16 protein-coding genes and 2 pseudogenes are annotated in these 25850 nt (G+C 71.6%); 8 read left to right on the plus strand and 10 right to left on the minus strand.

Annotation, left to right across the window (positions count from 1 at the left end; all coding sequences use genetic code 11):
• The first annotated feature begins 2 nt into the window (after nt 1–2).
• On the plus strand, nt 3–731 hold the full coding sequence (locus VKA29_RS01035) for an SDR family oxidoreductase (protein WP_324783178.1): 729 nt from the start codon (nt 3–5) through the stop codon (nt 729–731).
• 34 nt (nt 732–765) lie between these two features.
• Here VKA29_RS01035 and VKA29_RS01040 read toward each other — a convergent pair.
• Nucleotides 766–1029, minus strand: a pseudogene (locus VKA29_RS01040) (HNH endonuclease family protein); the annotation flags it as partial.
• 86 nt (nt 1030–1115) lie between these two features.
• Here VKA29_RS01040 and VKA29_RS01045 point away from each other — a divergent pair.
• From VKA29_RS01045 to VKA29_RS01060, 4 genes are read left to right on the plus strand one after another with little or no spacing between them, the layout of a single operon-like run.
• Entirely contained in the window at nt 1116–2600 is a 1485-nt protein-coding gene (locus tag VKA29_RS01045; RefSeq protein ID WP_324783179.1) for a tyrosine-type recombinase/integrase, read from the plus strand.
• Nucleotides 2597–4408 (plus strand): hypothetical protein, encoded by a 1812-nt coding sequence (locus tag VKA29_RS01050; protein ID WP_324783180.1) that lies wholly within the window; start codon nt 2597–2599, stop codon nt 4406–4408. The genes VKA29_RS01045 and VKA29_RS01050 overlap by 4 nt, the downstream gene beginning before the upstream one ends.
• Nucleotides 4405–6540 (plus strand): hypothetical protein, encoded by a 2136-nt coding sequence (locus VKA29_RS01055; RefSeq protein ID WP_324783181.1) that lies wholly within the window; start codon nt 4405–4407, stop codon nt 6538–6540. The genes VKA29_RS01050 and VKA29_RS01055 overlap by 4 nt, the downstream gene beginning before the upstream one ends.
• Complete coding sequence (locus VKA29_RS01060; protein ID WP_324783182.1) at nt 6537–7052, plus strand: hypothetical protein; 516 nt, start codon at nt 6537–6539, stop codon at nt 7050–7052. The genes VKA29_RS01055 and VKA29_RS01060 overlap by 4 nt, the downstream gene beginning before the upstream one ends.
• A gap of 34 nt (nt 7053–7086) precedes the next feature.
• Here the strand turns inward: VKA29_RS01060 and VKA29_RS01065 are convergent, their stop codons facing one another.
• The 6 genes and pseudogenes from VKA29_RS01065 to VKA29_RS01090 form a co-directional block, all read right to left on the minus strand.
• The gene (locus VKA29_RS01065; protein WP_324783183.1) at nt 7087–8214 is read right to left on the minus strand and encodes a DUF6183 family protein; all 1128 of its coding nucleotides are present in this window, start codon (nt 8212–8214) and stop codon (nt 7087–7089) included.
• 66 nt (nt 8215–8280) lie between these two features.
• Nucleotides 8281–9069: an HNH endonuclease family protein gene (locus VKA29_RS01070; RefSeq protein ID WP_324783565.1), complete on the minus strand. Its 789-nt coding sequence runs from the start codon at nt 9067–9069 to the stop codon at nt 8281–8283.
• 129 nt (nt 9070–9198) lie between these two features.
• A pseudogene (locus tag VKA29_RS01075) lies at nt 9199–9657 on the minus strand (HNH endonuclease family protein); the annotation flags it as partial.
• A gap of 87 nt (nt 9658–9744) precedes the next feature.
• On the minus strand, nt 9745–13278 hold the full coding sequence (gene mfd / locus VKA29_RS01080; RefSeq protein ID WP_324783184.1) for a transcription-repair coupling factor: 3534 nt from the start codon (nt 13276–13278) through the stop codon (nt 9745–9747).
• 353 nt (nt 13279–13631) lie between these two features.
• Complete coding sequence (locus tag VKA29_RS01085; protein ID WP_324783185.1) at nt 13632–16211, minus strand: ABC transporter permease; 2580 nt, start codon at nt 16209–16211, stop codon at nt 13632–13634.
• A complete protein-coding gene (locus tag VKA29_RS01090) occupies nt 16208–16996 on the minus strand; it encodes an ABC transporter ATP-binding protein (protein ID WP_324783186.1) in 789 nt (262 codons plus the stop codon). The genes VKA29_RS01085 and VKA29_RS01090 overlap by 4 nt, the downstream gene beginning before the upstream one ends.
• A gap of 424 nt (nt 16997–17420) precedes the next feature.
• Between VKA29_RS01090 and VKA29_RS01095 the strand changes: the two genes are divergently transcribed.
• Entirely contained in the window at nt 17421–18917 is a 1497-nt protein-coding gene (locus VKA29_RS01095) for an MFS transporter (RefSeq protein ID WP_324783187.1), read from the plus strand.
• A 138-nt stretch (nt 18918–19055) separates the two neighbouring features.
• On the opposite strand, the gene VKA29_RS01100 is transcribed toward VKA29_RS01095, so the two are convergent.
• The 3 genes from VKA29_RS01100 to VKA29_RS01110 all read right to left on the minus strand — a co-directional run bounded on the left by VKA29_RS01100 (nt 19056) and on the right by VKA29_RS01110 (nt 24339).
• Nucleotides 19056–19943, minus strand: coding sequence for a cellulose-binding protein (locus VKA29_RS01100; protein WP_324783188.1), 888 nt, complete (start codon nt 19941–19943; stop codon nt 19056–19058).
• Between the two features lie 447 nt (nt 19944–20390).
• Nucleotides 20391–23309, minus strand: a complete 2919-nt coding sequence (locus VKA29_RS01105) for an SUKH-4 family immunity protein (protein ID WP_324783189.1) — start codon at nt 23307–23309, stop codon at nt 20391–20393.
• A gap of 10 nt (nt 23310–23319) precedes the next feature.
• Entirely contained in the window at nt 23320–24339 is a 1020-nt protein-coding gene (locus VKA29_RS01110) for an SMI1/KNR4 family protein (RefSeq protein WP_324783190.1), read from the minus strand.
• Between the two features lie 331 nt (nt 24340–24670).
• Here VKA29_RS01110 and VKA29_RS01115 point away from each other — a divergent pair, with 331 nt between their 5' ends.
• Entirely contained in the window at nt 24671–25210 is a 540-nt protein-coding gene (locus tag VKA29_RS01115; protein WP_324783191.1) for a YwqJ-related putative deaminase, read from the plus strand.
• Between the two features lie 76 nt (nt 25211–25286).
• On the plus strand, nt 25287–25817 hold the full coding sequence (locus VKA29_RS01120; protein WP_324783192.1) for an SUKH-3 domain-containing protein: 531 nt from the start codon (nt 25287–25289) through the stop codon (nt 25815–25817).
• The last annotated feature ends 33 nt before the right edge of the window (nt 25818–25850 follow it).

Genomic DNA, 25850 nt, shown 5'->3' on the forward strand with positions numbered 1-25850 from the left:
CCATGAGATTCGACGGGCACCGCGTGGTCATCACCGCCGCCGGCCGCGATTTCGGACGCACGTTGGCCATCCGTCTCGCGGACCTCGGCGCCGAGGTCTTCCTCTCCGCGCGCACTCTCGCCGCCGCTGAACGAGTCCGCGACGAGATCCTCGGCCGGGGCCACCGGCGGGTCCACGCCTTCGCCTGCGACCTGACCGACCCGGCATCGATCCGCGACTTCGCCGCCGGCATTGCCCGTCACACCGACCACGTCGACGTGCTCGTCAACAACGGCTCCCGCTGGCTCGAAGGACCGGACCTCCTGTCCGCATCCGACGCCGACGTCGTCGACACCATCGCATCCGGCGCCACCGGCACCGTCCTGACCGTGAAGAACTTCCTTCCTCTCCTGCTCAACTCGGACAAGCCGGACGTGGTGAACATGGTCTCCGCCTGCGCAACGGCCGGTCATCACCGCTCGGACGCGCACGACGCCTTCTACGCGGCCAAGAGCGCCCAGGCAGGGTTCGCCGAGATCCTCTCCAAGCGCCTGCGGCCACGGGGAGTCCGGGTGATCTCCCTCTACCCGCCCGACTTCGGCAACCCCGACCCGCTCTCCGAGGAATGGGAGACCACACCGCGCGGGGCAGAGGACGCCCTCACCGCGCAGTCACTCGTGGAGTGCGTCCTCTTCGCCGTCGCCCAGCCCCGCGACTGCTTCATCAAGGCGTTCCACTTCGAGCAGGTCTGACCTCTTCCAGGAGCGTCCGCGTGCGGCGCGGGTGTCAGTTCGCGTGGAAGCGGGCCGGGGCCTCGGTCGGGTTGCCGCCGGAGGGCAGTTTCTGGCCGGGGCAGGTCCTGAGGACCTTCTCCATCGCCGCCTTCTCGGCCGCGGTGACCCACAACTCGTACTTCTTCTTCACGGCGACCTGCGCGGCGACGTACGTGCAGCAATAGCCCTTGTCGGGCGGCAGCCAGGTCGCGGTGTCGCCGTCGCTCTTGGCGCGGTTGGTGCTCGCGTCGACCGCCATGAGGTTGAGGGGGTCGTTTATGTCGGCACCCGTAACCGTCTCACCGATCACCCCGTTATGTGCGCGTACAGCTTGTGTCACACGGGGAGGGTGGCTTGCACGCGATGGCGTCAGAAGAAACGGATGCCGGTTCCGAGACGCCGGTGCTGCTGCACCGGACGGCGCTCGGGGCGCCGGCCATCGACTCACTTCCCTTCGACGGGCACTCGGTCCTTCGGCGGGCCGGTGCCCACGAGGGCAGACCCTTCATCCTCGGGCCGGACGGCGGCTACGACCACCACCTGAACCGCTTCTTGCGTGACCTGGAGAACTGGGGCGTGCGATCGGAGAACAGCCGTATCGCCTACAGCACCGACGTCATGCTCTACTGCCGCTTCCTCCACGAGTCCCGGGGCGGCAAGTCCATCTGGGACACGGACGGTGCCGACCTCCGCGCCTACAAGGCCGTACGCCTGCACGGCGACGGACAGGGCAGCATCTCGGTGGCGACCTGGAACCGCTCCGTCGCCGCACTCGACAAGTGGGTGCAGTGGTCGCTGTACGAAGAGTTGTTGTCGGCCGAACCGTTCCGGTACGTCGACAAGACCGTGGTGTCGCCACAGGGACCGAAGCGCGTACGGGTCAACGCCAACGCCGAGCCCGAGGTGCCCCGGCAACCGATCCGGTTCCTGTCGCACGAGGACTTCATGCTCTGGCGGGACGTCGGGCTGCGCGGGCTGTTACCGGACGGCTCCCCAGATGTCAGGTGGCGCGGGCGCAACGGCGAACGCAACGCTCTCTTCGCCGATCTCCTGGTCTGCACCGGCATGCGGCTGGGCGAGGCCGCGAGCCTGCTGACGACGGAGCTGCCACCGATGACCGGCAGACGCCTGATCGGTGACATCACCGTCTCGGCCGCCGTGGCCAAGCGCGGCAAGGCGCGCACGGTGTACGTCCGCCCCCGGGTGGCCCGCGACCTGCACCACTACGTCGGTATGGAGCGTGACGAGCTGGTGCAGCGGCGACGCGTCCGAGGCGTGTACGAAGCGGCTGCGGAGCGGCTGCCAGTACGCCGGGCGAGCCGGCACGCGCTGGTGGTCGAGAACGGGACGAGCTGGTCGTACTCGCGCATCGGTGCAGCGGACCGGGCACGGCTCGTCCAGCTCGACGGCCGAGGAAGCGTGGTCGGCCCCCTGTGTCTGTGGCTCGGTGAGAACGGGCTGCCGCTGCGGCGCAGTACCTGGCAGTCGGTCTTCCAGCGAGCAAACGAGCGGTGTGCCGCCTTCGGGCTCGACTTCGACGTACACCCGCACACCCTGCGGCACACGTTCGCGGTGCACATGCTCGGCCTCCTGCTACGACAGACCGTCCGGCCACTCGGCATGCGCGAGGACCGCCGGTTCACCCACGCGGAAGTGAAACGACTGCTCATCGGCAACCCTCTGCGCAAGCTCCAGCTTCTGCTCGGCCATCGCCACGAGACGACCGTCTACACATACCTCGACGTCCTGGACGAGGCCCAGGAGATCGTGCTCGCGGCGCTCGGCGACTGGGACGAACAGGCCGCCACCTTCGAGCGGATCCGCTTGGACGCAGAGGAGGTTCGGTGAGCTCGCGCCGCGTCCGCTTCCCTGCCGCTGTCGAGACCCCCACAGCGGCCGACCCCGTGCCGACGATCGGCCCCGTGATCTTCACCGTGGATCTCAACGGGAGTCCCGAAAGTATCGACCTGTCAGAGCTCCCGTGTCCCCGTCTCACCCGGGCCCTCGCTGCCGCACTCGCCGAAATCGTCAGCGCTCCCGGCACCCTACGTGACCGCAGTGGCGTCCGCTACGTCGTCAAACGCATCCGGGAGTTCGTCGAGTTCACGGCCGCTGCCCTCCCGGACTCCACCGCCGACCTGAGTCTGAGCGACCTGGGGCCCGATCTCCTGGACGCGTTCGAGACGCGTCTGATCGCTCAGTACGGAGAGAGGAGCACGGAGCCGTACCTCACCATGACGTACCTCGTGCGGCTGCTGAAGCTGGTGCACGAGGCGCACCCTGACGCCTTCGGGGCCGCCTTTCACGCCCGCCTGGGCTTCACGTCGGCGTCGGCCCATCGGGCGTCGAAGCCGCTCGATGCCTATCCGTTCCCCGTGCTTGACGCATTGGAGACCGCCGCCCGGGACGACGTCGCCCGCATCCGCGACCGCATCCTGGAGGGCGAGAAGCTGGCGGCTACGGGCCGCGACCCGCACCAACACGGGTGGGACCGGCTGGAGAACGTCCTCTGGTACATCGCACACCACGGCCCGCTGACCGCCGACGACGCCTCGTACAAAATCCTGCGCCCCTGGGGCGGAAGGGAGGAACTCAACGGTCGTCTCCACCTCACCGCAAGGGACCTGGTGCCTTTCCTGCTCCTGCTCGCCTGCCAGACGGGCATGGAACCCGAGTGCATCCGGCAGCTGCGCTCCGACTGCCTGGCGAGTCCGGCACGCGGCTACGTCAGCATCGCCTACGTCAAGAAGCGCGCCCCGGGTGCCACGCACAAGACGGTCAGGGTCGCCGACGGGGGTTCGCTGCGCTTCCCCGGTGGCGTGATCCGGCTGGCCCTGCGTTTGACGAAGCGCACCCGCGAACTGATCGGCAGCGATGCGCTGTGGTGCGACGTCGGTGGACAAGGACGAGCTCGTGCGCCCTTCGACGACGGTCCTCACAGCTGGTCGGCCGTGACCCGGCAGTGGATGTCCGAGCGCGGGCTCGACGGCCTCACCGACCGCAACGGCGGGCCTGTCGCCCTGGACCTGCGGCGGGTACGCAAGACCGTCAAGTCCCGTCAGTACCTGCGGGGCGGCGGCGTTCTTGAGGACTTCGCCGCCGGCCACACCCGGCCGGTCGCCGCGAAGCACTACGCGGACATCGACGCCCACGAGGAGACCCACGAGCAGGCGGTGGAGACGGGCCTTGCGCAGGCACTGGGCGCGGCACTGGCCCCACCTGTGGTGCTGTCGGACGAGGGCACCCGGCTCGACGACGGCCCAGCCGCACTGACCGCGCGGGAGATCGAGTCGGCGCTCTCCGGCGAGCAGGACGTCTGGCTCGCCTCCTGCCGCAACTTCTTCGCCTCGCCGTTCGCGCGCAAGCCCGGCGCGGCCTGCCCCGTCCCGGCCTGGGGGTGCCTGGAATGCCCGAACGCGGTTTTCACCAGCCGCCACTTGCCGAGCCTGCTGTCCTTCCTGGACTTCGTGGAGCGACAGCGCGAGGAGTACCCCGCCGCCGAGTGGACCGCGCGGTTCGGTCTCGCGTGGGACCGCGTCGTGCACGGTGTCCGCGCCCGCTTCAGCACACGCCAGATCACCACCGCACAGGCCATCGCCGAGGCCGACGGCGATCGCCTGCTGCTGCCCCCCTCGTTCCTGGAGGTCATCGCATGACTGCCGTCCCCAGGCCGCGGACCAGTGATCACGACCTGTCCTCGGCCTCGGAATACGTGCTCCCGGAGCGGCTCACGCGGGACCTGCCGAGCCGGGGCCCGCTCCTGGCCGAAGACATCTGGGATCTGCGGTGCGTGCTGCCCCGCACCTGGCGTACGTGGCGGCTCGACTTCACGCAGATCCGCGATCCGGTGACACGGCGCACCGCGAAGGAGTACATCGCCTCCCGCCTCCACCGGGGCTCGCTGGGCCTCGGCCCTATGAAAGCCACGGCAGCGGCAGGAGAGCTGCGCGTCTTCATCGCAGTATTGAAGGACCTGCGGGAGGCGGGTGCCCCGCGGCTGTCCACCGTTGGCCGCGGGCACCTCGACGCTGTGCTGTCGCGGTGGAAGCCCATGCCGAGCAATGCTGTCCGTAACATCACGCTTCTCAAGCACTTGGCGGCACACGGGCCTTTCCTGTCCCAGGACCGGTTGGACATCCTCCCCTGGCACGGCCGCAGCGCCTACAGCGTCGCCGGGGTGCAGCGGACCAAGGGCGAGAACACCACCCCGCGCATCCCCGAGGAGATCCTCGCGCCGCTGCTGCGGGCTGCGGTCTTCTACGTGGAGACGGCCAGCGGCAACATCCTCGCCGCCCAGCGGGAGGTCGCCGCGCTCGAAGCAGCACGCAAGGGCCAGAATCTCGGTGCTGGTCAGGCGCGCGAACGAGTCATGGCCTTCATCGCCGGACGCCGCGCGGCCGGTCGGGGCATCCCCGCGCTCCCCCGCGAGACCGCGCACACCGTGCCCGACGCCATCACCGTCGAAGGCGTACCGCAGAGCCCTAATCACCGCCTCGTCTCCCTCCTGACCGGCTGCGGCAACGCCGCACATCTACGATCGCTGATGGCCGAAGCCGGCGAGGACATCGGCTATGAGGAGGGTGGGCTGGACACCCCGATGTCCGAGTGGCCGGCCTCCGGCGGGCCGTGGCGCTCGCGGCTCAGCCCTTTCACGTTGGCCAACGAGTTGTCGTTCCTGCGTACGGCGTGCTGGATCGTCATCGCCTATCTGTCGGGGATGCGGGACGTGGAAGTGCGTGAGCTGGGCCGCGACTGCGCCGCCACCGAGAATGGGGCCGACGGGCGTCCCCGGTACAAACTCCGTGGCCGGGTCTACAAGGGGAAGGACCGCAAGCTCAGCGGGGACGAGGCCGAATGGGTGGTCCTCCACGTAGTGCACCAGGCCGTCGCCGTCCTCAGGGAGATCAACGACGATCCAGGCCACCTCTTCGGCTACGACGGCGGCGGTCGCAACGGGTACGTACTCCTCACCAACGTGCCCCGGCGTATCCGAGCCTTCCGCAACCACCTCAACGCGCTCTTCAGCACGGCCGATGAGCTCTACATCCCGCTGACGACGACGTCCCCGAACGGGCACTCCCCGGACGAGGAAGACGTAGTCGGGGAAGACGCGCCAGCGCCCACGGCGCTTCCCTGGGCCTTCGACACCAGGCAGTTCCGGCGTACCCTCGCCTGGCACATCGCTCACCAGCCCTTCGGGGTGGTCGCGGGCGCCCGCCAGTACAAGCACGCCGCGATCACCATGTTCGAGGGATACGCGGGCACTTCCGCCTCCGGCTTCGCCGACGAGGTCGCCGCCGAGGAGGCCGTGGCCAAGCTCGACTACGTCGAGGACCTCTACCACGACTGGAACGACGGCGGACGCTCCGCAGGCGGCGCCGCCCAGCGCATCGAGGCCGAGTTCGACCGCATCCGCAGCGAACTCGGCGACCTGCCGGGTGCCGTGGCCAGCCCCTCCCGGCTCCGGACACTGCTGCTCCACCTGACGAAAACCCTGCACCCAGGCGTACTCAACGACTGCTTCTACCAAGCGGAGACGGCCGTGTGCCGCAAGCGCGCCAAGCCCCTGGGACGCCCCGTCCCCATGCTCGACATGTGCATGCGCTGCCCCAACTCGCGCCGCTCCGCCGTCCACGTGCCCCGCCTGGAGCGCGCGCATGACATGGCCGAGTCCGAACTGGGCGAGGCCACCGGCCTCCCACGGCTCCAGCAGCTCGCCATCACCGAGCACCTGGCCACGCTCACCCGCCTGATCGGCGAAATCGACCACGAGGACGCCCGACGATGACCGACGCCATGGACGAGACCCTCCAGGCTGTCCGTACTGCCTTCGCCCGCCTGGCCAGGGAGAATCCCGGCCTGACCGACATCGATCACAAGATCATGCACGCCTTCGAGCAACTCATGCTCGGCCGCCCCGAGATCACCGACGGCCGGACCTCGGCGGTGAACATCTGCGCCGAGGCCGGCGTCTCCCGAGCCTCGTACTACCGCTCTCCCGTCGCGGCAGTGATCAAGGGGCTCCTCGACTCCCCCGAGGCCAGGCGCCCGGAGTCCGACGAGCTCAGGCAGGAAGTCGCTCGCCTGAAACAGTCCAAGCGGGAACTCCGTCGGGAGAAGGCGGACGAGATTCGGGAGTTGCGTGCCACCGTCGCGGCGTACGCGAACCAGATCCAGGTCCTGGCACTCAGGAACGCGGAGCTGGAGGCAGACACCCGGCGACTTCAAGCCCAGCTCGACGGGGGCCGAGAAGGCGTGATCAAACAACTGAGGCGATCACAGGAGCCGGCTTCCAGCTGACGGCCCAAGTCGCATGCAGCATTCAGGACCGCGCTCAGTCGGTGTCCGTCGCGGCCAACATCGCCAGCCGTCGGCGTTCGGGAGAGACCGCGACGAGGCCGATGTCCCAGGCCACACGCTCGAACCACTTGGTGTCGGCGCCAAAGGCATACCAAGCGCATGCCCGTGCACGCGCCTCAACCTCTTCCGCAAGGCTGCCCTGGGTACCGGAGAGGCCGGCCATGGACTGCCACGCGGCCAGACGGCCGTAGGCACCACGGGCACCGGAGTTGTAAGCGCCGCCCGTGGACGCGGCGGCGAAGAGAACCCGCCATGCGTGCTCCGGCGGGCAGGCCGCGACCGAGAGGGCGGTCTTCTTCGTCCCCGCGCCTTCCAGGCACTTCAGCCCGAGTGCCAACAGCATGCTCGGTACCGACTCGGCCGCCAGAGGAGCTGCCAGATCGAAGACGCGTGCTTCGATCCGGCCGTTCGACTCCTCGGCCCAGTTCGTCACAGCAGCACTGGTGCCCTTGGCAAAGGCTTCGGTCGTCGCCTCCTCGACTGGTGGCACGTGCGCCCGGGCATCACTCCGCACCTCACGGTTCGCCGGCGGGCCGTACGGCATCGAGTGGCTGCCACCGCGCGCGCTGTAGCTCGGCAGATCCGGCTCGCCCTCCACCTCCGACAGCGCCAACGGCAGCCGTCCCAGCGGATGATGTCTCCAGTGCGGCGACGTCGCCCACCCGGCGATTCCCGGCGACTCCGTGACGTCGACACCTCTGAGCACCAGTTCATGTACCAGACACGCACGCAGTTCCTCGGTGGCGTGTCCGCTGAAGACCACTGCGAGTTCCTCGGCCGGTTGGCTGGAGGCCAGCAGGGAGGCGGTATAGCAGTCCAGCTTCCTGTCAGCGGCCTCCGTCGAAGAAACCAGCCGCAGTGCTTGGGCGACGTTGTTGGGACCAGGCGTAGTGGCAAGTAGCCGGAGCAGGTAGTCGAAGACGCTCCTGTACTGCCATGTCCGCCCGGCGTCGGTTGCATAAGCTCCGGCGAGCGCGATAGCGAGATCTGCGACGAAGGCAGCGTCCCCCCGTTCGAGACTGCGGTCAGCCGTCTTCCATACGTCGGTGACGCTCTTCAGGTCCGGCAGCTTCGTCACGATCTTCTGTATGCGGTCAGCCACGGTAACGGAGCATATGCGTCCCGCAGTGCGACAGCGACGGCATTTCCACAGGTCATCGCAGCCTGCTCAGCCCCCGCACTGCTTGAGCATCATTTCCTTGTCCGGGGTCGTCACCGGGAGCTCATACTTTTGCGCGACCTGCGCGAACCGCACCCCGTACGAGCAGCGGATCGCCCTATTCGGCGGCAGCCAGGACGCGGGCCCGGAGTCGCTCTTGGAGGCGTTGAGAGAGCCCGAGACCGGCAGAAGGTTCAGCACGTCGTTGGCCAACTGCTCCCGCTTGTCCTTGCTCCAGCGGGAAGCCCCCATCTGCCAGGCGTACGACAACGGCACCACGTGATCTATCTGGACCTCGGTGGCCTTCGCCTTCTTCCAGGCGATGTCCTTGCCGGTGTACGGGTCGTACAGGGTCATCGAGACGACCACACAGTCCGACCCGGACCGGAAGGTGACCTTCTGGCCATCGCGTTTCAGCACGTCGTTCCGGGTGTCACAGCCGTTGTGCCCCAGTGGCACGCCGTCCGCCGTGTCCATCCACGCGTAGCCGAACTTCTCACGCTCATAGCCCGTCTTCGGGCCGCGCCCCTTGGTGGCCAGCTTGGAGATCAGTTCGCGCGCGGCGCCCTTGTCCTTCTGGGAGGAGATCGCGGCCAGCCCAGGCCTCGTTCCGTCAGGGTCTGCGAGAGGGCTGGTCCCGTGATTGTCCGCCGACGCTGACGTCGCTGAGCCGCCGTTCGGCGAGCTCCTCGCCTCCGGCAGATCGCTCGCCTTGCATCCCTCCAGCCCCGCACCGAGCACCAGCGCCACACAGCCGGCCGCCACCGCACGAGCAGCCCGGTTCGCGCGCCCTGTCATCTCCCCGCCCTTCCACCGGCCCGTCCGTCCACCGAGCCGGAACCCATCACCCGTGAGACACGGCTTGGCGGGACGCATACCCCGCTCCTGAGACACATCACCGTGAGACATCTACGCCGCCAACATAAGGTCGTTGGCGAGGGCTATGCGCTTGCCGGCGTTCCAGTACTTGGCGCCCTTCTGCCAGGCGTCGGAGAGCGCGACGACGTGGTCGATGTCGACCTGGCTGCGGCCGCGCCGGTACACGACGTGCTTGCCGGAGTAGGGATCCGAGTCGAGGACGCCGTAGGACACCTTGCAGTCGCCGTCGGTGAACCGCACGTCCTCCAGGTCCCGTTTGAGGATGTCGTCGCGGGTGTCGCAGTCGTTGGAGTCGGTGTCCGCCCAGGCGGTGCCGAAGCGGTCCCGGTCGTAACCCGTCTTCGGCGCCCGGCCCTTCACCGGCAGCGACTCGGCGGCGGTGAGGGCCGCGCCCGAATGCCCGCCGGTCTCCTGGGGGCCCGTGGACCCCGTGGTCTGCTCCGTGCATCCGGCCACCGCGAACACCAGCGCTACGGCGGCCGCGCTCCCGCCCCTCGTACGCCTCACGGCGCGTCCTCCCCTTGCCGACACGATCCGCCCCCCGCAGGTGCCGTCTTCCCGGGGACGGCCGTGCGCACACCGTACTTCGGACCGCTACGACCCCAGGATCGAGGTCAGGAACTCGCCCACCCAGCCGAGCAGATCGCGGCCGACCAGGGGCTTGCCGCCCACCTTCGCGGTCTTCGGGCGCGGCACCAGGATCTGGTGCGCGGCCGGCTTGATGACCGTGCCGGGGTAGAGGCGCTTGAGCCGCAGCTCCTGCGACTCCCGCAACTCCACCGGCGCGAAGCGGATGTTGTTGCCCTGCAGCACGATCTCGCCGACGCCGCAGGCGCGGGCGAGCATGCGCAGGCCCGCCACCAGCAGCAGGTTCTCCACCGGTTCCGGCAACTTGCCGTAGCGGTCGACGAGTTCCTCGCGGACGGACTTGATGTCCGCCTCGCTGTTGACGGAGGCGATGGCGCGGTAGGCCTGCAGGCGCAGGCGCTCGCCGGGGGCGTAGTCGTGCGGGACGTGCGCGTCGACCGGCAGCTCGATCTTGACCTCCAGCGGCGGCTCCTCCTCCACACCGCCCTCCAGGGAGGCCCGGTAGTCCGCGACCGCCTCGCCGACCATCCGCACGTACAGGTCGAAGCCGACGCCCGCGATGTGCCCGGACTGCTCGCCGCCGAGCAGGTTCCCGGCGCCGCGGATCTCCAGGTCCTTCATCGCCACGTACATGCCCGCGCCCATCTCGGTGTGCTGGGCGATGGTCGCCAGCCGCTCGTGGGCGGTCTCCGTCAGCGGCTTCTCCGGCGGGTACAGGAAGTAGGCGTAACCGCGTTCGCGGCCGCGGCCGACCCGGCCGCGCAGCTGGTGCAGCTGGGAGAGGCCGAAGTTGTCGCCGCGCTCGACGATGAGGGTGTTGGCGTTGGAGATGTCGATACCGGACTCGACGATCGTCGTGGAGACCAGGACGTCGTACTTCTTCTCCCAGAAGTCGACCACCACCTGCTCCAGCGTCTGCTCCGACATCTGGCCGTGCGCCGTGGCGATGCGCGCCTCGGGCACGATGTCGCGCAGCCGGGCCGCGGCCCGGTCGATGGACTCGACCCGGTTGTGGATGTAGAAGACCTGGCCCTCGCGCAGCAGCTCACGGCGGATCGCCGCGCCGATCTGCCTCTCCTCGTAGGGGCCGACGAAGGTGAGCACCGGGTGGCGCTCCTCCGGCGGCGTGGTGATCGTCGACATCTCGCGGATGCCGGTCACCGCCATCTCCAGGGTGCGCGGAATGGGCGTGGCGGACATGGTCAGCACGTCGACGTTCGCGCGGAGCTTCTTCAGCTGCTCCTTGTGCTCGACGCCGAAGCGCTGCTCCTCGTCGACGATGACCAGGCCGAGGTCCTTGAACTTCGTCTCGGAGGAGAACAGGCGGTGGGTGCCGATGACGACGTCCACCGAGCCTTCGCGCAGGCCCTCCAGGACCGCCTTGGCCTCGGAGTCGGTCTGGAACCGGGACAGCGCCCTGACGTTCACCGGGAACTGGGCGTAGCGCTCGCTGAACGTGCCGAAGTGCTGCTGCACCAGCAGCGTCGTCGGGACCAGGACGGCGACCTGCTTGCCGTCCTGGACCGCCTTGAAGGCGGCCCGCACCGCGATCTCCGTCTTGCCGTAGCCGACGTCGCCGCAGATCAGGCGGTCCATCGGGACCGACTTCTCCATGTCCTCCTTGACCTCGGCGATCGTGGTGAGCTGGTCGGGCGTCTCCGCGTAGGGGAAGGCGTCCTCCAGCTCGCGCTGCCAGGGCGTGTCCGAGCCGAAGGCGTGACCGGGCGCCGCCATCCGCGCGCTGTACAGCTTGATCAGGTCGGCGGCGATCTCCTTGACGGCCTTCTTCGCGCGCGCCTTGGTCTTGGTCCAGTCGGCGCCGCCCAGCCGGTGCAGGGTGGGGGCCTCGCCGCCGACGTACTTGGTGATCTGCTCCAGCTGGTCGGTCGGGATGTACAGCCGGTCGCCGGGCTGGCCGCGCTTGGCGGGGGCGTACTCGACGACCAGGTACTCGCGGGTCGCGCCCTGTACGGTGCGCTGCACCATCTCGATGTAGCGGCCCACGCCGTGCTGCTCGTGGACGATGTAGTCGCCCGCTTCCAGGGTGAGCGGGTCGATGGTCTTGCGGCGGCGGGCCGGCATGCGGGCGCCGTCGCGGCTGGACGCCTTCTGCCCGGACAGGTCGGTCTCGGTGAGCACGGCCAGTCTCAGCGCCGGGTCCACGAAGCCGTGGTCGATGCCGCCGCAGGCCACGTGCACCACCGACGGGGACAGCGTCCCGAGGTCGGTGTCGAGCCGGGCCGCGATGCCCTCGCCGCCCAGCACCTCGACCGTGCGGGACGCCGGGCCGTGGCCCTCGGTGACGTACACCGCGCGCCAGCCGTCGGCGAGCCAGCCCTTGGTGTCGGCGAGCGCCTTCGCGGTGTCGCCGCGGTAGGTCTCCGGGGCGTGCATGCCGAGCTTGAGGGTGTCGGCCTCCTGCAGGGCGTCGTCGGCGGCGAACGGCGACACCGACCACCACATCATCTCCAGCTCGCGCGCCCGGTCCCGCACGTCGGCGATGGACCACAGGGAAGCCGCGCCGACGTCGATGGGCGCCTCGCCTCCGCCGGCGGTAGCGGCCCAGGACGCCTGCAGGAACTCCTGGCTGGTCGCGACGAGGTCGGCGGCACGCGTGCGTACCCGCTCCGGATCGCACACGACGGCCATGGCGCCCTCGGGCAGCACGTCGATCAGCAGCTCCATGTCGTCGACCAGGACCGGCGCGAGGGACTCCATGCCCTCCACGGCGATCCCCTCGGCGATCTTGCCGAGCAGTTCGCCGAGCTCGGGATGTTCCTCGGCGAGGGCGCGGGCCCGCGCGCGCACGTCGTCCGTCAGCAGCAGCTCGCGGCACGGCGGCGCCCACAGGCCGTGCTCGGCGACCTCCAGGGAGCGCTGGTCGGCGACCTTGAAGTAGCGGATCTCCTCGACGTCGTCGCCCCAGAACTCGACGCGCAGGGGGTGTTCCTCGGTGGGCGGGAACACGTCGAGGATGCCGCCGCGGACGGCGAACTCGCCGCGCTTCTCGACGAGCTCCACGCGCGCGTACGCGGCGGCGGCGAGGGCTTCCACGATCTCGTCCAGGTCGGCGGTCTGCCCGGAGCGCAGGGCCACCGGCTCCAGGTCCCCCAGCCCCTTGACCTGCGGCTGGAGCACGGACCGGACGGGCGCGACGACGACCGAGACGGGGCCGGTCTCGGGGTCGTCGGCGCTGGGGTGGACCAGTCGGCGCAGCACGGCGAGGCGGCGGCCGACGGTGTCGCTGCGGGGGCTGAGGCGCTCGTGCGGCAGCGTCTCCCAGGAGGGGTACTCCACGACGCCGTCCGGCGGCAGCAGCGAGCGCAGGGCCGCGGCCAGGTCCTCCGCCTCGCGCCCGGTCGCCGTGACCGCCAGGACGGTCCGGCCGGACTCCCGGGCCAGGGCGGCCACCGAGAACGGGCGGGCCGCCGGGGGGCCGACCAGGTCGACGTGCATGCGGTTGCCGTCGCGGGCCGCCTGAATCGCTTCCGCGAGGGCGGTGTCCTTGACGACGGCGTCGAGCAGACCGTGCAGGCTCATTCGGAGGCGGCTTTCGTCCGGGGGGTGGGCAACGCGAAGGGCCCGACACGGAGACCGGCCGGGGGTCTCCAGCCTACGACGGTGCGCTCGGCGGTGCCGTTGCCTGTGGACAACCCCGGCCCGCGCCCGGCACCCGGCCTGTGGAAAACCCGGCGCGCACGGCCGGGGCCCGGCATGCGGACCGCGACGCGGAAACGGCCCGGCGCCGAGAAGTCCCCCGTGACTTCTCGGCGCCGGGCCGGTCCCGCTGAACCCCCGTGAGCCCCCGGTTGCCCGTGTGGCCCGTGTGGCCCGTGTGGCCCATGTGGCCCATGTGGCGCGACACGGCTCCTGTGGCCCCCTCGCGCGGTGCGCTACTCCGTCGCGATCGCGTTCAGGACGTTCATGCGTCCCGCCCGGAACGCCGGGACCAGCGCCGCGAACAGGCCCACGAAGGCCGAGCCGACGAAGACCGCGATGATCGTCGGCCAGGGGATGTCGAGCACCTTCAGGCCCTCCAGGGCGAGCAGCTTCTGCGCGGTCGCGCCCCAGCCCATCCCCAGGCCCAGGCCCAGCAGGGCGCCGAACAGGGCGATCACCACCGACTCCAGGCGGATCATCCGGCGCAGCTGCCGCCGCGACAGTCCGATCGCCCGCATCAGGCCGATCTCCCGCGTCCGCTCGACCACCGACAGCGCCAGGGTGTTCACCACACCGAGGACCGCGACGATGATCGCCAGTGCCAGCAGGCCGTAGATCATGTTCAGCAGCTGGCCGATCTGGTCCTTCAGCGCCTGCTTGTAGTCGGTCTGGTCGCGCACGGTGTACTGCGGGTAGTCGTGCAGCGCCGTCTTCAGCGACTTGTACGCGGCGTCCTGCCGTCCGTCCTCGGCGGAGGCGAAGACCATCTGGTCCAGTGGCATCCTGTCGGCCGGCACGTACTTGGCGAGCGTGGCGGTGGAGATGTACTTGGCCCCGGCGTCGATGACGACGTCGCTGCTGGTGATCGCGCGGACGGTCAGGCGGGCGGTGCCGCCGTCCTTGAACTTCACGCCGATCTTCGACCCGAGGTGGATGCCGTGCGCCTCGGCGAACTTCTCGTGCACCGACATCGAGTCCGGCAGGTAGGCGTCCTTCAGGTTCCCGGCGACGGTCTTGGTGCGCAGGTCGGTCGCGTACGACGGGTCGGCCGCCGTGATGTCGGTGTCCTTGAGCGTCTTGCCGTCCGGCGTGGTGTAGTCCGCCTCGGTCATCTTGTATTCGGTGACCCGCTCCAGGCCCGGCGCCGACTTGACCGCCTTCACCGCCTCGGGGGTGATCAGCTGCCCGCTGTCGGACTGCACGATGAAGTCCGTGCCGACGGTCTTGTCGAGCTGGTCCGTCGCCGACGCCACCATGGACGAGCCGACCACCGACAGGCAGGCCACCAGCGCCAGGCCGATCATCAGCGCCGCGCCGGTCGCGCCGGTGCGCCGCGGGTTGCGCAGGGCGTTGCGCTCGGCCATGCGGCCGATCGGCCCGAAGACCCGCAGGACGACCGCGCCCAGCACCCGCACCAGGCCGCCCGCCAGCAGCGGGCCGACGACGACGAAGCCGATCAGCGACAGCAGCACGCCCAGGCCGAGCCAGAGCGAACCGCCCTTGGCCTTGTCGGCGGCCGCCGCGAGGTACAGGGAGCAGCCGCCGGCGCCGGTGAGCACCGCGCCGGTCACGGCCCGGACGCGGCCCGCACGGGCGTCCGCGGGGGCGCCGGCGTCGCGCAGCGCGGCCATCGGCGAGATCTTCCCGGCGCGGCGGGCGGGCAGGTAGGCGGCCAGCACGGTGACGACGACGCCCAGCACCACGCCGGCCACCGGGGTCGTCCAGGCGATCGTGAGGTCGCCGGTGGACAGGTGCATGCCCATCTGGCCCATCAGCTTCATCAGCCCGACCGCGATGCCGACGCCCGCGCCGACGCCGAGGACGGAACCGAAGACGCCGAGCAGCAGCGCCTCGGCCAGCACCGACCGGTTGACCTGCCTGCGGGAGGAACCGATGGCCCGCATCAGGCCGATCTCCCTGGTCCGCTGGGCGACCAGCATCGAGAAGGTGTTGATGATCAGGAAGATGCCGACGACGAAGGCGATCCCGGCGAAGCCGAGCATCGCGTACTTCATCACGCTCAGGAAGCCCTCGACGTCCTTCTGGTTGGCGTCGGCGGTCTCCTTGGCGGTCTGCACCCGGTAGCCGGCGCCGAGCGCGGAGACGACGTTCTTCTTCAGCTGGGCGTCGCTGACGCCGGCCGCGGCCGTGACGTTGACGTTCGTGTAGACGTCCGGCTCGCCGACGAGCGTCCGCTGCGCGGTGCGGGTGTCGAGGTAGAAGATCGCCGCGCCGGGGTTGGTGACCTCGAAGGTCGCGATGCCGGAGATCTTCGCGGTGTGCGTGCCGACCGCGCTGATCACGCCGAGTTCGTCGCCGAGCCGCAGGTGGTGCTTGTCGGCGGTGTCGGCGTCGACCATGACCTGGTCGGGGCCCTTCGGCGCGGCACCCGAGGTGATCTTCATGGTGCGGGCGTCGTTGCCGTTCCAGCTGCCGACGATGGTCGGCCCGCCGTTCTTGGGCGACAGGCTGTCCTTGTCCGCGTCCACGACGGTCACGGAGGTGGAGAACACCGTCCCCTCGGCCGACTTCACGCCCCGCGCCTGACGCACCTTGCCCACCACGGACGCAGGCAGGACCGGCGGCTTGCCGTTGTCGGAGGTGGTCTCACCGGTGTCGGAGGCGCCCTTGGCGCTGACCGTCACGTCGGAGGAAGTCGCCGCGAACAGCTTGTCGAACGTCGTGTTCATCGTGTCGGTGAACACGAGCGTGCCGCACACGAACGCCACCGACAGCAGGACCGCCACGGCCGACAGGGCCATGCGCCCCTTGTGCGCGAAGAAGTTGCGCATCGAGGTTCTCAGGACGGTCATGACGTGCGCCCCCGGGCGTCGAAGTCCTTCATGCGGTCCAGCACGGCCTCGGCGGTCGGCCGCTGCATCTCGTCGACGATCCGGCCGTCGGCGAGGTAGAGCACGCGGTCCGCGTAGCTGGCGGCCACCGGGTCGTGGGTCACCATGACGATGGTCTGGCCCAGCTCGTCCACCGAGCGCCGCAGGAAGCCGAGCACCTCCGCACCGGCGCGCGAGTCGAGGTTGCCGGTCGGCTCGTCACCGAAGATGATCTCGGGCCGCGCGGCCAGCGCGCGGGCCACCGCGACACGCTGCTGCTGCCCGCCGGAGAGCTGGGTGGGCCGGTGCTTGAGCCGGTCGGACAGTCCCACGGTGTCCACGACCCGCGCCAGCCACTCCTTGTCCGGCTTCCGCCCGGCGATGTCCATGGGCAGGGTGATGTTCTCCAGCGCGTTCAGCGTCGGCAGCAGGTTGAACGCCTGGAAGATGAAACCGATCCGGTCCCGGCGCAACCGCGTGAGCTTCTTGTCCTTCAGACCGGTGATCTCGGTCTCGTCCAGGTAGATCTGACCGCTCGTCACCGTGTCCAGGCCGGCGAGGCAGTGCATCAGCGTGGACTTGCCGGACCCCGAGGGACCCATGATCGCGGTGAACCGGCCGCGGGCGATGTCCACGTCGACGTGGTCGAGGGCGACGACACGGGTCTCCCCGGCCCCGTACGCCTTGACGACCTGTCGCGCCCGCGCGGCAACGGCCGTACGCCCTCCAGTGCCCCCGTGCCTGGGAATGGTCACGGCCGAAGTCATGATGAGTCTCCTCTGTGGGTGTTTCGGTGAACCGCACGAACTCGGTACGCCGATGAGTCTGGTCCGTCGAGGGGGTCCCGCGCGCTGGTGCCCGGCACCGTCTTGCGCGGGGGGAAAACCCCACCCCGCCGGTCGGGCCGGCCGCCCCCCGACGGCCTCCCGACCACCCCTCGGCGGCGTAAAGCCAGGTTAAGGACGCACCCGGCCCTCTCTCGTCCTCCAGGGGTACGACCGCTCCCCGACCCTCAGTACGGATCTCCCCCTAGGGGTCGTCCTCCCCGGGGCGGACGACCGTCGGGCGGCGGGCGGCGGACCCTCGGCGGCCCTGCCGCCTCCCGGCCCGCTCAGAGTGCCCCCTGCCGCGACGTGAGGATCAAGTGGGAGAGTGTCCGGGGCACGACGGACGCAGCGGGAGGGAACCGGCGTGGGCGGGACGAGACCGGCGGCACGCGCGGCGACACCGCGCACCACGACCGACCGGCGCGGAGCCGTCGTCGCCGCCCTGATGCTCGCGATGGCGCTGCCGGCGCTGGACTCCACCATCGTCTCCACGGCCGTCCCGCAGATCGTCGGCGACCTCGGCGGCTTCGCCGTCTTCTCCTGGCTGTTCTCGGGCTACCTGCTGGCCGTCACGGTGACCCTGCCGGTCTACGGCAAGCTGTCGGACACCTTCGGCCGGAAACCGGTGCTGGTCGCGGGCGCGGCGGTGTTCCTGCTGGGTTCGCTGCTGTGCGCCGCGGCCTGGAACATGGGCACGCTGATCGCCTTCCGGATCGTCCAGGGGCTCGGCGGCGGCGCCCTGCAGGGCACGGTGCAGACGCTCGCCGCCGACCTGTACCCGCTCCAGGAACGCCCCAGGATCCAGGCCAGGCTCTCCACCGTCTGGGCGGTGTCCGCGGTCGCCGGCCCCGCCCTGGGCGGTGTGCTGGCCGCCTACGCCGACTGGCGCTGGATCTTCCTCGTCAACCTCCCGATCGGCGCGGTCGCGCTGTGGCTGATCGCCCGGCACCTGCACGAGCCGCAACGGGAGCCGACCGCCGCGCGGGCCCGCGTCGACTGGGCGGGCGCGCTGGCGGTGTTCGCCTGCGGGGGCGTGCTGCTGACGGCGCTGGTGCAGGGCGGGGTGGCCTGGCCGTGGCTGTCGGGCCCGTCGTACGCCCTGTTCGCCGCGGGGCTCGCCCTGGCCGGGCTCGTGGTGTGGGTGGAGCGCCGGGCGGCCGAGCCGATCATCCCCGGCTGGGTGTGGCGCCGCCGCACGATCGCCGCGGTCAACCTCGCGCTGGGCGCGCTGGGGCTGCTGATGGTGGCGCCGACGGTGTTCCTGCCGACGTACGCCCAGGCGGTCCTGGGGCTCGCCCCGGTGACCGCCGGCTTCGTACTGTCGGTGTGGACACTGAGCTGGCCGGTGTCGGCGGCCCTGAGCCAGCACGTCTACCGGCGCATCGGCTTCCGCAACACCGCGATGCTCGGCATCGGGGCGGCGGCCGCCATCCTGTCCGCGTTCCCGTTCCTGCCCTGTCCGGGCGCCGCCTGGCAGCCGACGCTGCTGATGCTGCTGCTCGGCGCCGCGCTGGGCCTGTTCCAGCTCCCGCTGCTCGTGGGCGTGCAGTCGACGGTCGTCTGGTCCGAGCGCGGCACCACGACGGCTTCGGTGCTGTTCTGCCGCCAGACCGGCCAGACCGTCGGCGCGTCCGTCTTCGGCGCGGTGGCCAACGGGGTGCTGGCCTCCCGCCTGGGCGGCGCGGGCGACCTGGACACGGTGACGCGGGGCCTCGACACCGGGGCCGCGCCGGAGGCCACCCGCCGGGCGGTCGCCGACGCGGTGCACGCGGTGTACCTCGGCGCGTCCTGCGCCGCCGCCCTGGCGTTCCTGGTCCTGCTCCTGCTGGCCCCGCGCCGCTTCCCGGTCCTGAAGGACTGACAGGCGGGGGCGGGGCGGGCGGCCTTCGGGAGGCGCGCGATGCCTGGAAAGCGCCCCCGGTCCGCCGGTCACTCCCCCGGCGCACGCAGCAGTCACTCCCCCGGCGCACGCACCGATCACTCCCCCGGCGTTCACGGATCACTCCCCGGGCGCCGACCCCGTGAGCGCCGTGAGACTGGCCCGCACGTGATCCATCTGCGCCCGCACGTCGTCCCACCGCTCCCCGTGCTCACGCAGCACCTGCTCCGTCTCCCGGGCGATCCGCTCCTCGTGCACCCGCGCCTCGGCGATGATCTCGGCGGCCCGCGCGTGCGCCTCCTCCTCGCAGCGGCCCGCGGTCTCCTCCGCGTCCGCGAGCGCCTGCTCCGCCTCGGACAGCACCGCCTGCGCCGCCGCCACCCGCTCCGCCTCACGCGCCTCCAGGGCTGCCACCCGCGCTGCCTCCTCCCGCTCGGCGCGGACCAGGCGTTCGGCGTTCTCCTCGGCCTGCTCGGCGAGCATCGCCGAGGCACGCCGGCCCGTCTCACGCAGCGCGGCCAGCGCCTCGCCACGGCTCTCCTTCACCTCCTGCCGGGCGGCGACCCGGATCTCGTCGGCCTCGGCGCGCGCCGCCCGAAGGCACAGCCGGGCGCGTTCCTCGGCGTCGGCGCGCACCGCGTCGGCGTGCGCCTGTGCGGCGTCCCGCACTCCGTCCGCGCGCGCCTGCGCCTCCTCCACCAGGCGCTGCGCCTCCCGTCGCGCGTCCTCCCGCACCGCGGTGGCCTCCTCCTGCCCGAGCTCGAACAGGCGCCGCGCACGCTCCCCGAGCGCCTCGTACGTCTGCGGCGCGAGCTGTGCCACCGTCTCCCGCAGCCGCGCCGCCTCCGCCTCCATCTCCTTGGCGAGCACGGTCAGACGGGCGGCCCGCTCCCAGGCGGCGTCCCGGTCACGGGAAAGAGTGGCGGCGTACTCGTCGACCTGGTCGGGACGGTAGCCGCGCCCCCGTACGGCCACGAACCCGTGGAACGAGACCGGTGCGCTGCTCATCCTGCAACCCCTCTCCGCCGAACGGATGCGGCATGATGATTCGCGCACATCTTGATGTACCGGGCGTAAGGGCTCATAACGCGACACTCCGCGCACAGGTCCCGGTCACGCGCCCGGGTCGCGGGCCCACTCGCGCGTACGGGTTGCGGGCACCCACGCGAGTACGGGCACGGACGCGCGGGGCATCGGCACACGCGTACCCGGGCAGGCTCCGGACCGGTCCCGCCGGGCGGCCACGGACCCGCCGCGCACGAGCGCGATCACGCCCCCTCCGGTCACGGCAGGGCACGCGAGGCGCGGACACCGGCGCGGTACCGCCGGGCGCGGTCGAGCGCGGTCGGCCGGGGTCGAGCGTGGTCGGGCGCGGTCGGCCGGGGGCATGTGAAAGGGCCGGAACCGGTCCCCACGACCGGTCCCGGCCCCACAGGCAGGCGGAGGTTCAGCGCGTCACAGCAGACCGTCCCACATCTGCTCCAGCAGCACCGACCACCAGCTCTCCGGCGACCCGAGCGCCGCCGGGTCGAGAGAGGCCAGCTGGGCCTGGAAGTCGACGGTCCAACGGCCCGCCTGCTCCTGGTTCAGCCCGAACCGCAGCCGCCACATCCGTCCGAGCAGCGCCAGGCACCGCTGGAACTCGAGCAGCCCCGTGTTCACGAACTGCGGCGGCACCGGCGCCCCGCCGGGCCCCGCCTCCACCGGCACGGCCACGATGTTCGCCGTCCCGTACTGCACACAGATCGCCCGGCCGAAGTCGCTGCCCATCACCAGGTACGAGCCCGCGTCCGCAGCCGGCTGCACGCCGCGCTCCTGCGCCAGCTCGGCCAGCGTCGGCACCGGCCGCCCCGGCTGGGCCTGCGCCCAGAAGAACGGGTTCATGTCCATCGGCAGCCCCGCCACCACCAGCGAGTGCGCCACGACCGGCGGCACCCCCTGCCGGGACACGGCCGCCTGCTCGAACCGGAAGATCCCCGGCCCGAAAGCCCCGGCGAGCTCCTGCGCGACGCCCTCCGGAGGAATCGGCGGCACCGCCTGCACCGGCGGCAACGGCGCGCGCACCGGCGCCGGCCGCGCGGGCCCGTCCGCCACCTGGTGCAGCTCACCCTGGTGCGCCAGCAACTGCCGCATGCCCTGCTGCCGGCTCGCGTGGTCCGTGCCGTACGGCGCGATGCTCGTGATCCGCGCCTGCGGCCACTGCTCCCGGATCATCCGCGCGCAGTACGCGCCCGGCAGCTCGCACGACTCCAGCTCCGTGTGCAGCTCCAGCACCTGGTCCGGCGGCACGTTCATGGCACGCAGCTCGTGGAAGATCTGCCACTCCGGGTGCGGCGTCCCCGGCGCCGACCGCCTGATCAGCTGCTGCTCGGAACCGTCCTGCGCGCGGTAGCGCAGCACGGCCTGATAACCGGGACCGACCGTCGGCTGAGCCTGCTGCTGCGGATAGCCGTAGGCGGGCGGCGACTGCTGCCCGGGCGGCGCCATGGGCGCCTGCGGCGACATGGACGGCTGTGGCGCCATGGGCGGCTGCGGTGCCATGGACGGCTGCGGTGCCATGGGCGGCTGGGGAGCGCCCGACGCCGTACCGGGCGCACCCGGAACACCCGGAGCGCCCGGAACACCGGGTACGCCGGGTACGCCGGGGGCGGACGGCGGCGGGGGCACACCGGGCCCACCCACCGGGGGCGCGGCGAACATGGTCTGCGCCTGGTGAACGGCGCCCGGAGCGCCCGCGGGGGCGCCCGGAGGCTGCGGCGCACCGGGAGCACCGGGCACACCCGGGGCGCTCGGGGCACCTGGTGCGCCGGGCGGGTTCTGCATGCCCGGGGCGCCCGGAGCAGCGGGTGCGCCGGGAGCACCGGGCACACCCGGGGCGCCCGGTGGCTGCGGCGCGCCCAGGGCGCCGAGCTGACTGGGGTCGGCGAGCATCGTCGCGGCGTGGTGCACCCCGCCCGGAGGCGTACCGCCGGGCGCACCGGGCGGGCGGGGGGCGCCCGGCGGCTGCGGTGCGCCGGGGCCTTCGAGCGCCTCGGGGCCGAGCGCAGACACCAGCTGCGTCGGCACGTACCCGCCCGCGGGACCGCCCGGCGCGCCGGGCGCCTGCGGCGGCGCGGGCGTGCCACCCGGCCGCGCACCCGGCGTGCCGGGAGCGCCGGGCACGCCCGGCGGAGGCGGCGGATTCACGCCCCCGCGCGCACGACGCGGCGGCGGGGCCGCCTTGCTCGTGGCGGCATCGGCGATGTCCCCGGCGTCCGAAGCGAGCGGCCGGGCCGGGCCGGCCGACGGCTGCGCACCCGGCACACCGCCGGGCGGCGTGCCCTGCGCACCGGCCGGAGGAGACAGCGGAGGCGGAGGAGGCGGAGTACCCGGAGCCACCGGAGCACCCGGCGGCCCCTGCGGATAGCCGTACGACGGCGCGGGCGGCGGTGTCGCGCCCGGCGCTCCAGCGCCCGGAGGCGGCGTGCCCGGCACGGGCGGAGGCGGCGGCGTGCTGCCCGGCGCCGCCGGGAACGCGGGCGCCCCCGGCGCACCACCGTGCGTGCCGGGCACGCCCGGCACGCCGTGCCCCGCCGACGGGTTCGTATCGCCGAGCGCCGGCGTCACCGCCGTCGGCGGCAACTGGCTGCCGCCCGACATCAGTGCCGTCCGGGCCTCCGGCGGCGTCGCGTCGGACAGCTCGCTCAGCTGCGGCGCGAACACCGTCGCGGGCAGCGGCACCGAACGGTCCTCGCCCGCATCGGCGTTGGTGTCGGTCCCGGCCCAGGGAGTCGCCCCCTCGGGCACCTCCGGCGCGCCGGGAGCCCCGGGCGCCCCCGCGCGAGCCCCAGCGCCGGTCCGAGCCGCGCTGTCGGCGCCCGCCCCGGCCTCCGGCCACTGCGCACGCCCCCCGCCCGGAATCCCGGCCTGCGTCTCGGCGAGCCCCGCGCCCGCCCCGGCATCAGCACCGGCACCCGTTTCGGCATCGGCCTCGGCACCCGCACCGGTCCGCCGATCCGGAATCCCCAGCTTGTCCGCCGCCTCCTGCAACCACTCCGGCGGACTCAGCAAGAACGACGTCTGATTCAGATCCACCCGCGCCGGAGCGGCCGGCACCGGCGCATCGGCGACATCGGGACGGCCGTACTCCTCCTCGTACCGGCGGATCACCTCACCCACCGGCAGCGCGGGCCACAGCGTCGCCTCACCACTGTCCCGCGCGATGACCAGCCGCTGCCCGCCCCCGTCCGAACGCGGCCCCTCCGCACGGTCCTCGCCCCACACCACGAACCCCAGCTCGAACTCCCGCACCCGCACCTCACGATGCTGATACGAGGGCACGTCACCGTTGATCCACTCCTCGCCGCGCTCCTGCGCCTGCGCGAACGTCACCATGGCCCGAACCTCACTCCCCCACCGACGACACCGGCACCGCACGCGCGAAACCGCCGTCCACCATCAGGTTCGCCACGGTCTCCAACTCCGGCGGAGAACCCGCCAGCCGCGACAGGAACACGTCGAAGTCATCACCGCACGGCAGCAGCAACCGCTCCACCCGCTCCGCCGGCGACCACGACGGATCCACATCACGCACGTCGTCGTACGCGCAGAACCACACCGAACCGACCAGCTCGCCCTTCACCTTCACCGCGAGCAGGCCACCCTGCACGAAACCGACGCTCAGATAGTCCTTCGTCAGATGATCACGCAGGCACTTGTTGACATACACCAGATCGTTCACCGCGGCCTCGTCCCGCACCGTGAAGAACGGCTGGTCGACCAACAGCCCCAACTCCGCGTCCAGCGCCGTACCCACCGGCGCGCACCCGCCCGCCGCCTTCAAGAACGACCGGTACGCACCCGGCAGCCGGTACCCGAGATCCTCCTCGACCCCCTGCACCTGCGACTCCGTCACCGCCACACCCGACTTCGGCAGCCCGAAGTGCGCCGGACGGGTCTCCTGCAACGGCCGCGTACCCCGCTTGTCCTGATCGACGTTCGCCGTCGCGATCCCGCCGTGATGCCGCAGCAGCGCCTTCACCTCGACCGGCACCAGCTCCAGCCGCCGGCCACCCGGCACGTGATGCCACGTCCACCCGTGCGGCGTCGCCACCGACGGCACCGTGTCCCACAGATCGTGCCCCGACGCCGCCAACGCGGCATTCGCCGACACGTAATCCGTCAACCGCAACTCATCGACACCGAACCCCTCCGGAGGCTCGGCGATCTCCGCCGCCGCCCGCGCGTAGGGCGAGAAGTCGGGATAGCCACGCTCGTCCACCCGCACCCCTCTCGGATGACGGGCCGCCCGGACCGGATCCGGAAAGTGCACGACCTGCCCGGCATAGGCCGCGTTCGGCGGCACGGCTTGCCCCCCGGCCTGGCGGCCGGGAGGTGCCCCCAGCCCGAGCCGACCTGTCGTCATCGCGGTTGCCCCCTGCGGCACTCTGTACGACCCGTAGTGACCCACCTCGGCCCACTACGCACCGTATCGACTGTCTCGTCCGTCCCGACTTCCGTCGCGACTCCCCCCACGCACGTCACTGTCCGTCGACCGCGTGGAGAGCGGTGCCGACAGCCTATGCGGTACGCCCCCACCGGTCACCGGGCACCGGCCGGTCACCCTCCGCTTCCGTGACCAGCCGTCACAGCACCGTGACAGCCTGCCCAAACACTGGCGTGTCGCACCGCCTCAGCTTCCGCACCCGCCACGCGATTTGGCACTCTGTGTCGTCCGGGGGGACGCTCGGGAGGGAATGACGATCATGAACGCCACACGGACGGGACCTCACTCGGCACCGCGCACGGGCACCTCGTCCGGCGACCCCCGCATCGGCTGGAGCGCCGCCGAGGCCCCACACGTCCCCACCCTCCGCCACCGCCGCGACGGCATACTCCCCACCGTCGCCGCCGCCCTCTCCGTCCGCGGCGCCACCCTCACCGGCACCGCCGCCCGCGGCGACCGGCCGCCACCCCTGCACCCCCTCGTGCAGGACTTCCTCGACACCCTCACCAGCGCCCAGCGCGACCGCTTCACCGGCCGCTGCGCCGAAACCATCCTCATCTCCCGCCACATCACCGCCGCCGACGCCGCCCGCACCAAACGCGCCGCCCGCAAACCCATGACCAACGGCGAAGCCCGCAAAGCCCTCAAACAGGCCAAACTCACCACCCGCCGCATCCGCGAGGACGGCGACCCCCTGCACGGCAGCTTCGCCACACCCTGCCGCGCCTGCACCGCCCTCAGCGCCCACTTCGGCGTCCGCATCGTCGACCCCACGACAACAGACCGCTGACCCCCGCACCCACCCCACCCAGCACTCCGGCAAAACGGCCCCCGGCCGGTCCCTGACCTCGACGAACGAAGGGCAGATGCACCCCGACCGCACCCCCTCCCCCCATCCCGGCCTCGCCCGACCCGGGGGACCCCCACCACGCTTCCCCGCACCCGTCGACACCACCCTGCGCGCCGCAGGCTGGCAACCCGGACGCTGGGACATAAAACAAGCCGAGATCTGGGCCGACACCCTGCGCGACCACACCTCACCCGCCGGACACCGCCACGCGGTCTTCCCCGCCGCGGTCGAGGCATGGGCCGAATTCGGCGGCCTGCACCTCACCCCCACCGGCCCCGGCCGCCAACTCGCCCCCGCCACCGTCCACATCGACCCCCTGCACGGCCTCCACATGGCCCGCACCCTCGGTGACCTCGGCCGCGCCCTCGGCACCGACGTCAGCCCGCTCGGCGCCGAGACCGACACCACCGCCGTCCTCGCCATCGACGCCGCAGGCCGCGTCTACGCCCTCGACCACACCGGCGACTGGTACCTCGGCCCCGACATCGACCAAGCCCTCACCGGCCTCCTCGCAGGAACGGAACCCGTACGCCTCACCGCAGGCTGACCCCGGCACCGACAACAGGACCGGACGCGAACG

This window comes from Streptomyces sp. H51 (assembly GCF_035656535.1).
GTDB lineage: Bacteria > Actinomycetota > Actinomycetes > Streptomycetales > Streptomycetaceae > Streptomyces.

Excerpts from the sequence above, each read along its gene's own strand:
- VKA29_RS01085 (WP_324783185.1), bottom strand. The coding sequence starts at position 16,211 with ATGACCGTCCTGAGAACCTCGATGCGCAACTTCTTCGCGCACAAGGGG.
- VKA29_RS01105 (WP_324783189.1), bottom strand. The coding sequence starts at position 23,309 with ATGGTGACGTTCGCGCAGGCGCAGGAGCGCGGCGAGGAGTGGATCAAC.
- VKA29_RS01045 (WP_324783179.1), top strand. The coding sequence starts at position 1,116 with ATGGCGTCAGAAGAAACGGATGCCGGTTCCGAGACGCCGGTGCTGCTG.
- VKA29_RS01100 (WP_324783188.1), bottom strand. The coding sequence starts at position 19,943 with ATGAGCAGCGCACCGGTCTCGTTCCACGGGTTCGTGGCCGTACGGGGG.
- VKA29_RS01110 (WP_324783190.1), bottom strand. The coding sequence starts at position 24,339 with ATGACGACAGGTCGGCTCGGGCTGGGGGCACCTCCCGGCCGCCAGGCC.
- VKA29_RS01035 (WP_324783178.1), top strand. The coding sequence starts at position 3 with ATGAGATTCGACGGGCACCGCGTGGTCATCACCGCCGCCGGCCGCGAT.
- VKA29_RS01060 (WP_324783182.1), top strand. The coding sequence starts at position 6,537 with ATGACCGACGCCATGGACGAGACCCTCCAGGCTGTCCGTACTGCCTTC.
- VKA29_RS01120 (WP_324783192.1), top strand. The coding sequence starts at position 25,287 with ATGCACCCCGACCGCACCCCCTCCCCCCATCCCGGCCTCGCCCGACCC.
- VKA29_RS01055 (WP_324783181.1), top strand. The coding sequence starts at position 4,405 with ATGACTGCCGTCCCCAGGCCGCGGACCAGTGATCACGACCTGTCCTCG.
- VKA29_RS01070 (WP_324783565.1), bottom strand. The coding sequence starts at position 9,069 with ATGACAGGGCGCGCGAACCGGGCTGCTCGTGCGGTGGCGGCCGGCTGT.
- mfd (WP_324783184.1), bottom strand. The coding sequence starts at position 13,278 with ATGAGCCTGCACGGTCTGCTCGACGCCGTCGTCAAGGACACCGCCCTC.
- VKA29_RS01115 (WP_324783191.1), top strand. The coding sequence starts at position 24,671 with ATGACGATCATGAACGCCACACGGACGGGACCTCACTCGGCACCGCGC.
- VKA29_RS01090 (WP_324783186.1), bottom strand. The coding sequence starts at position 16,996 with ATGACTTCGGCCGTGACCATTCCCAGGCACGGGGGCACTGGAGGGCGT.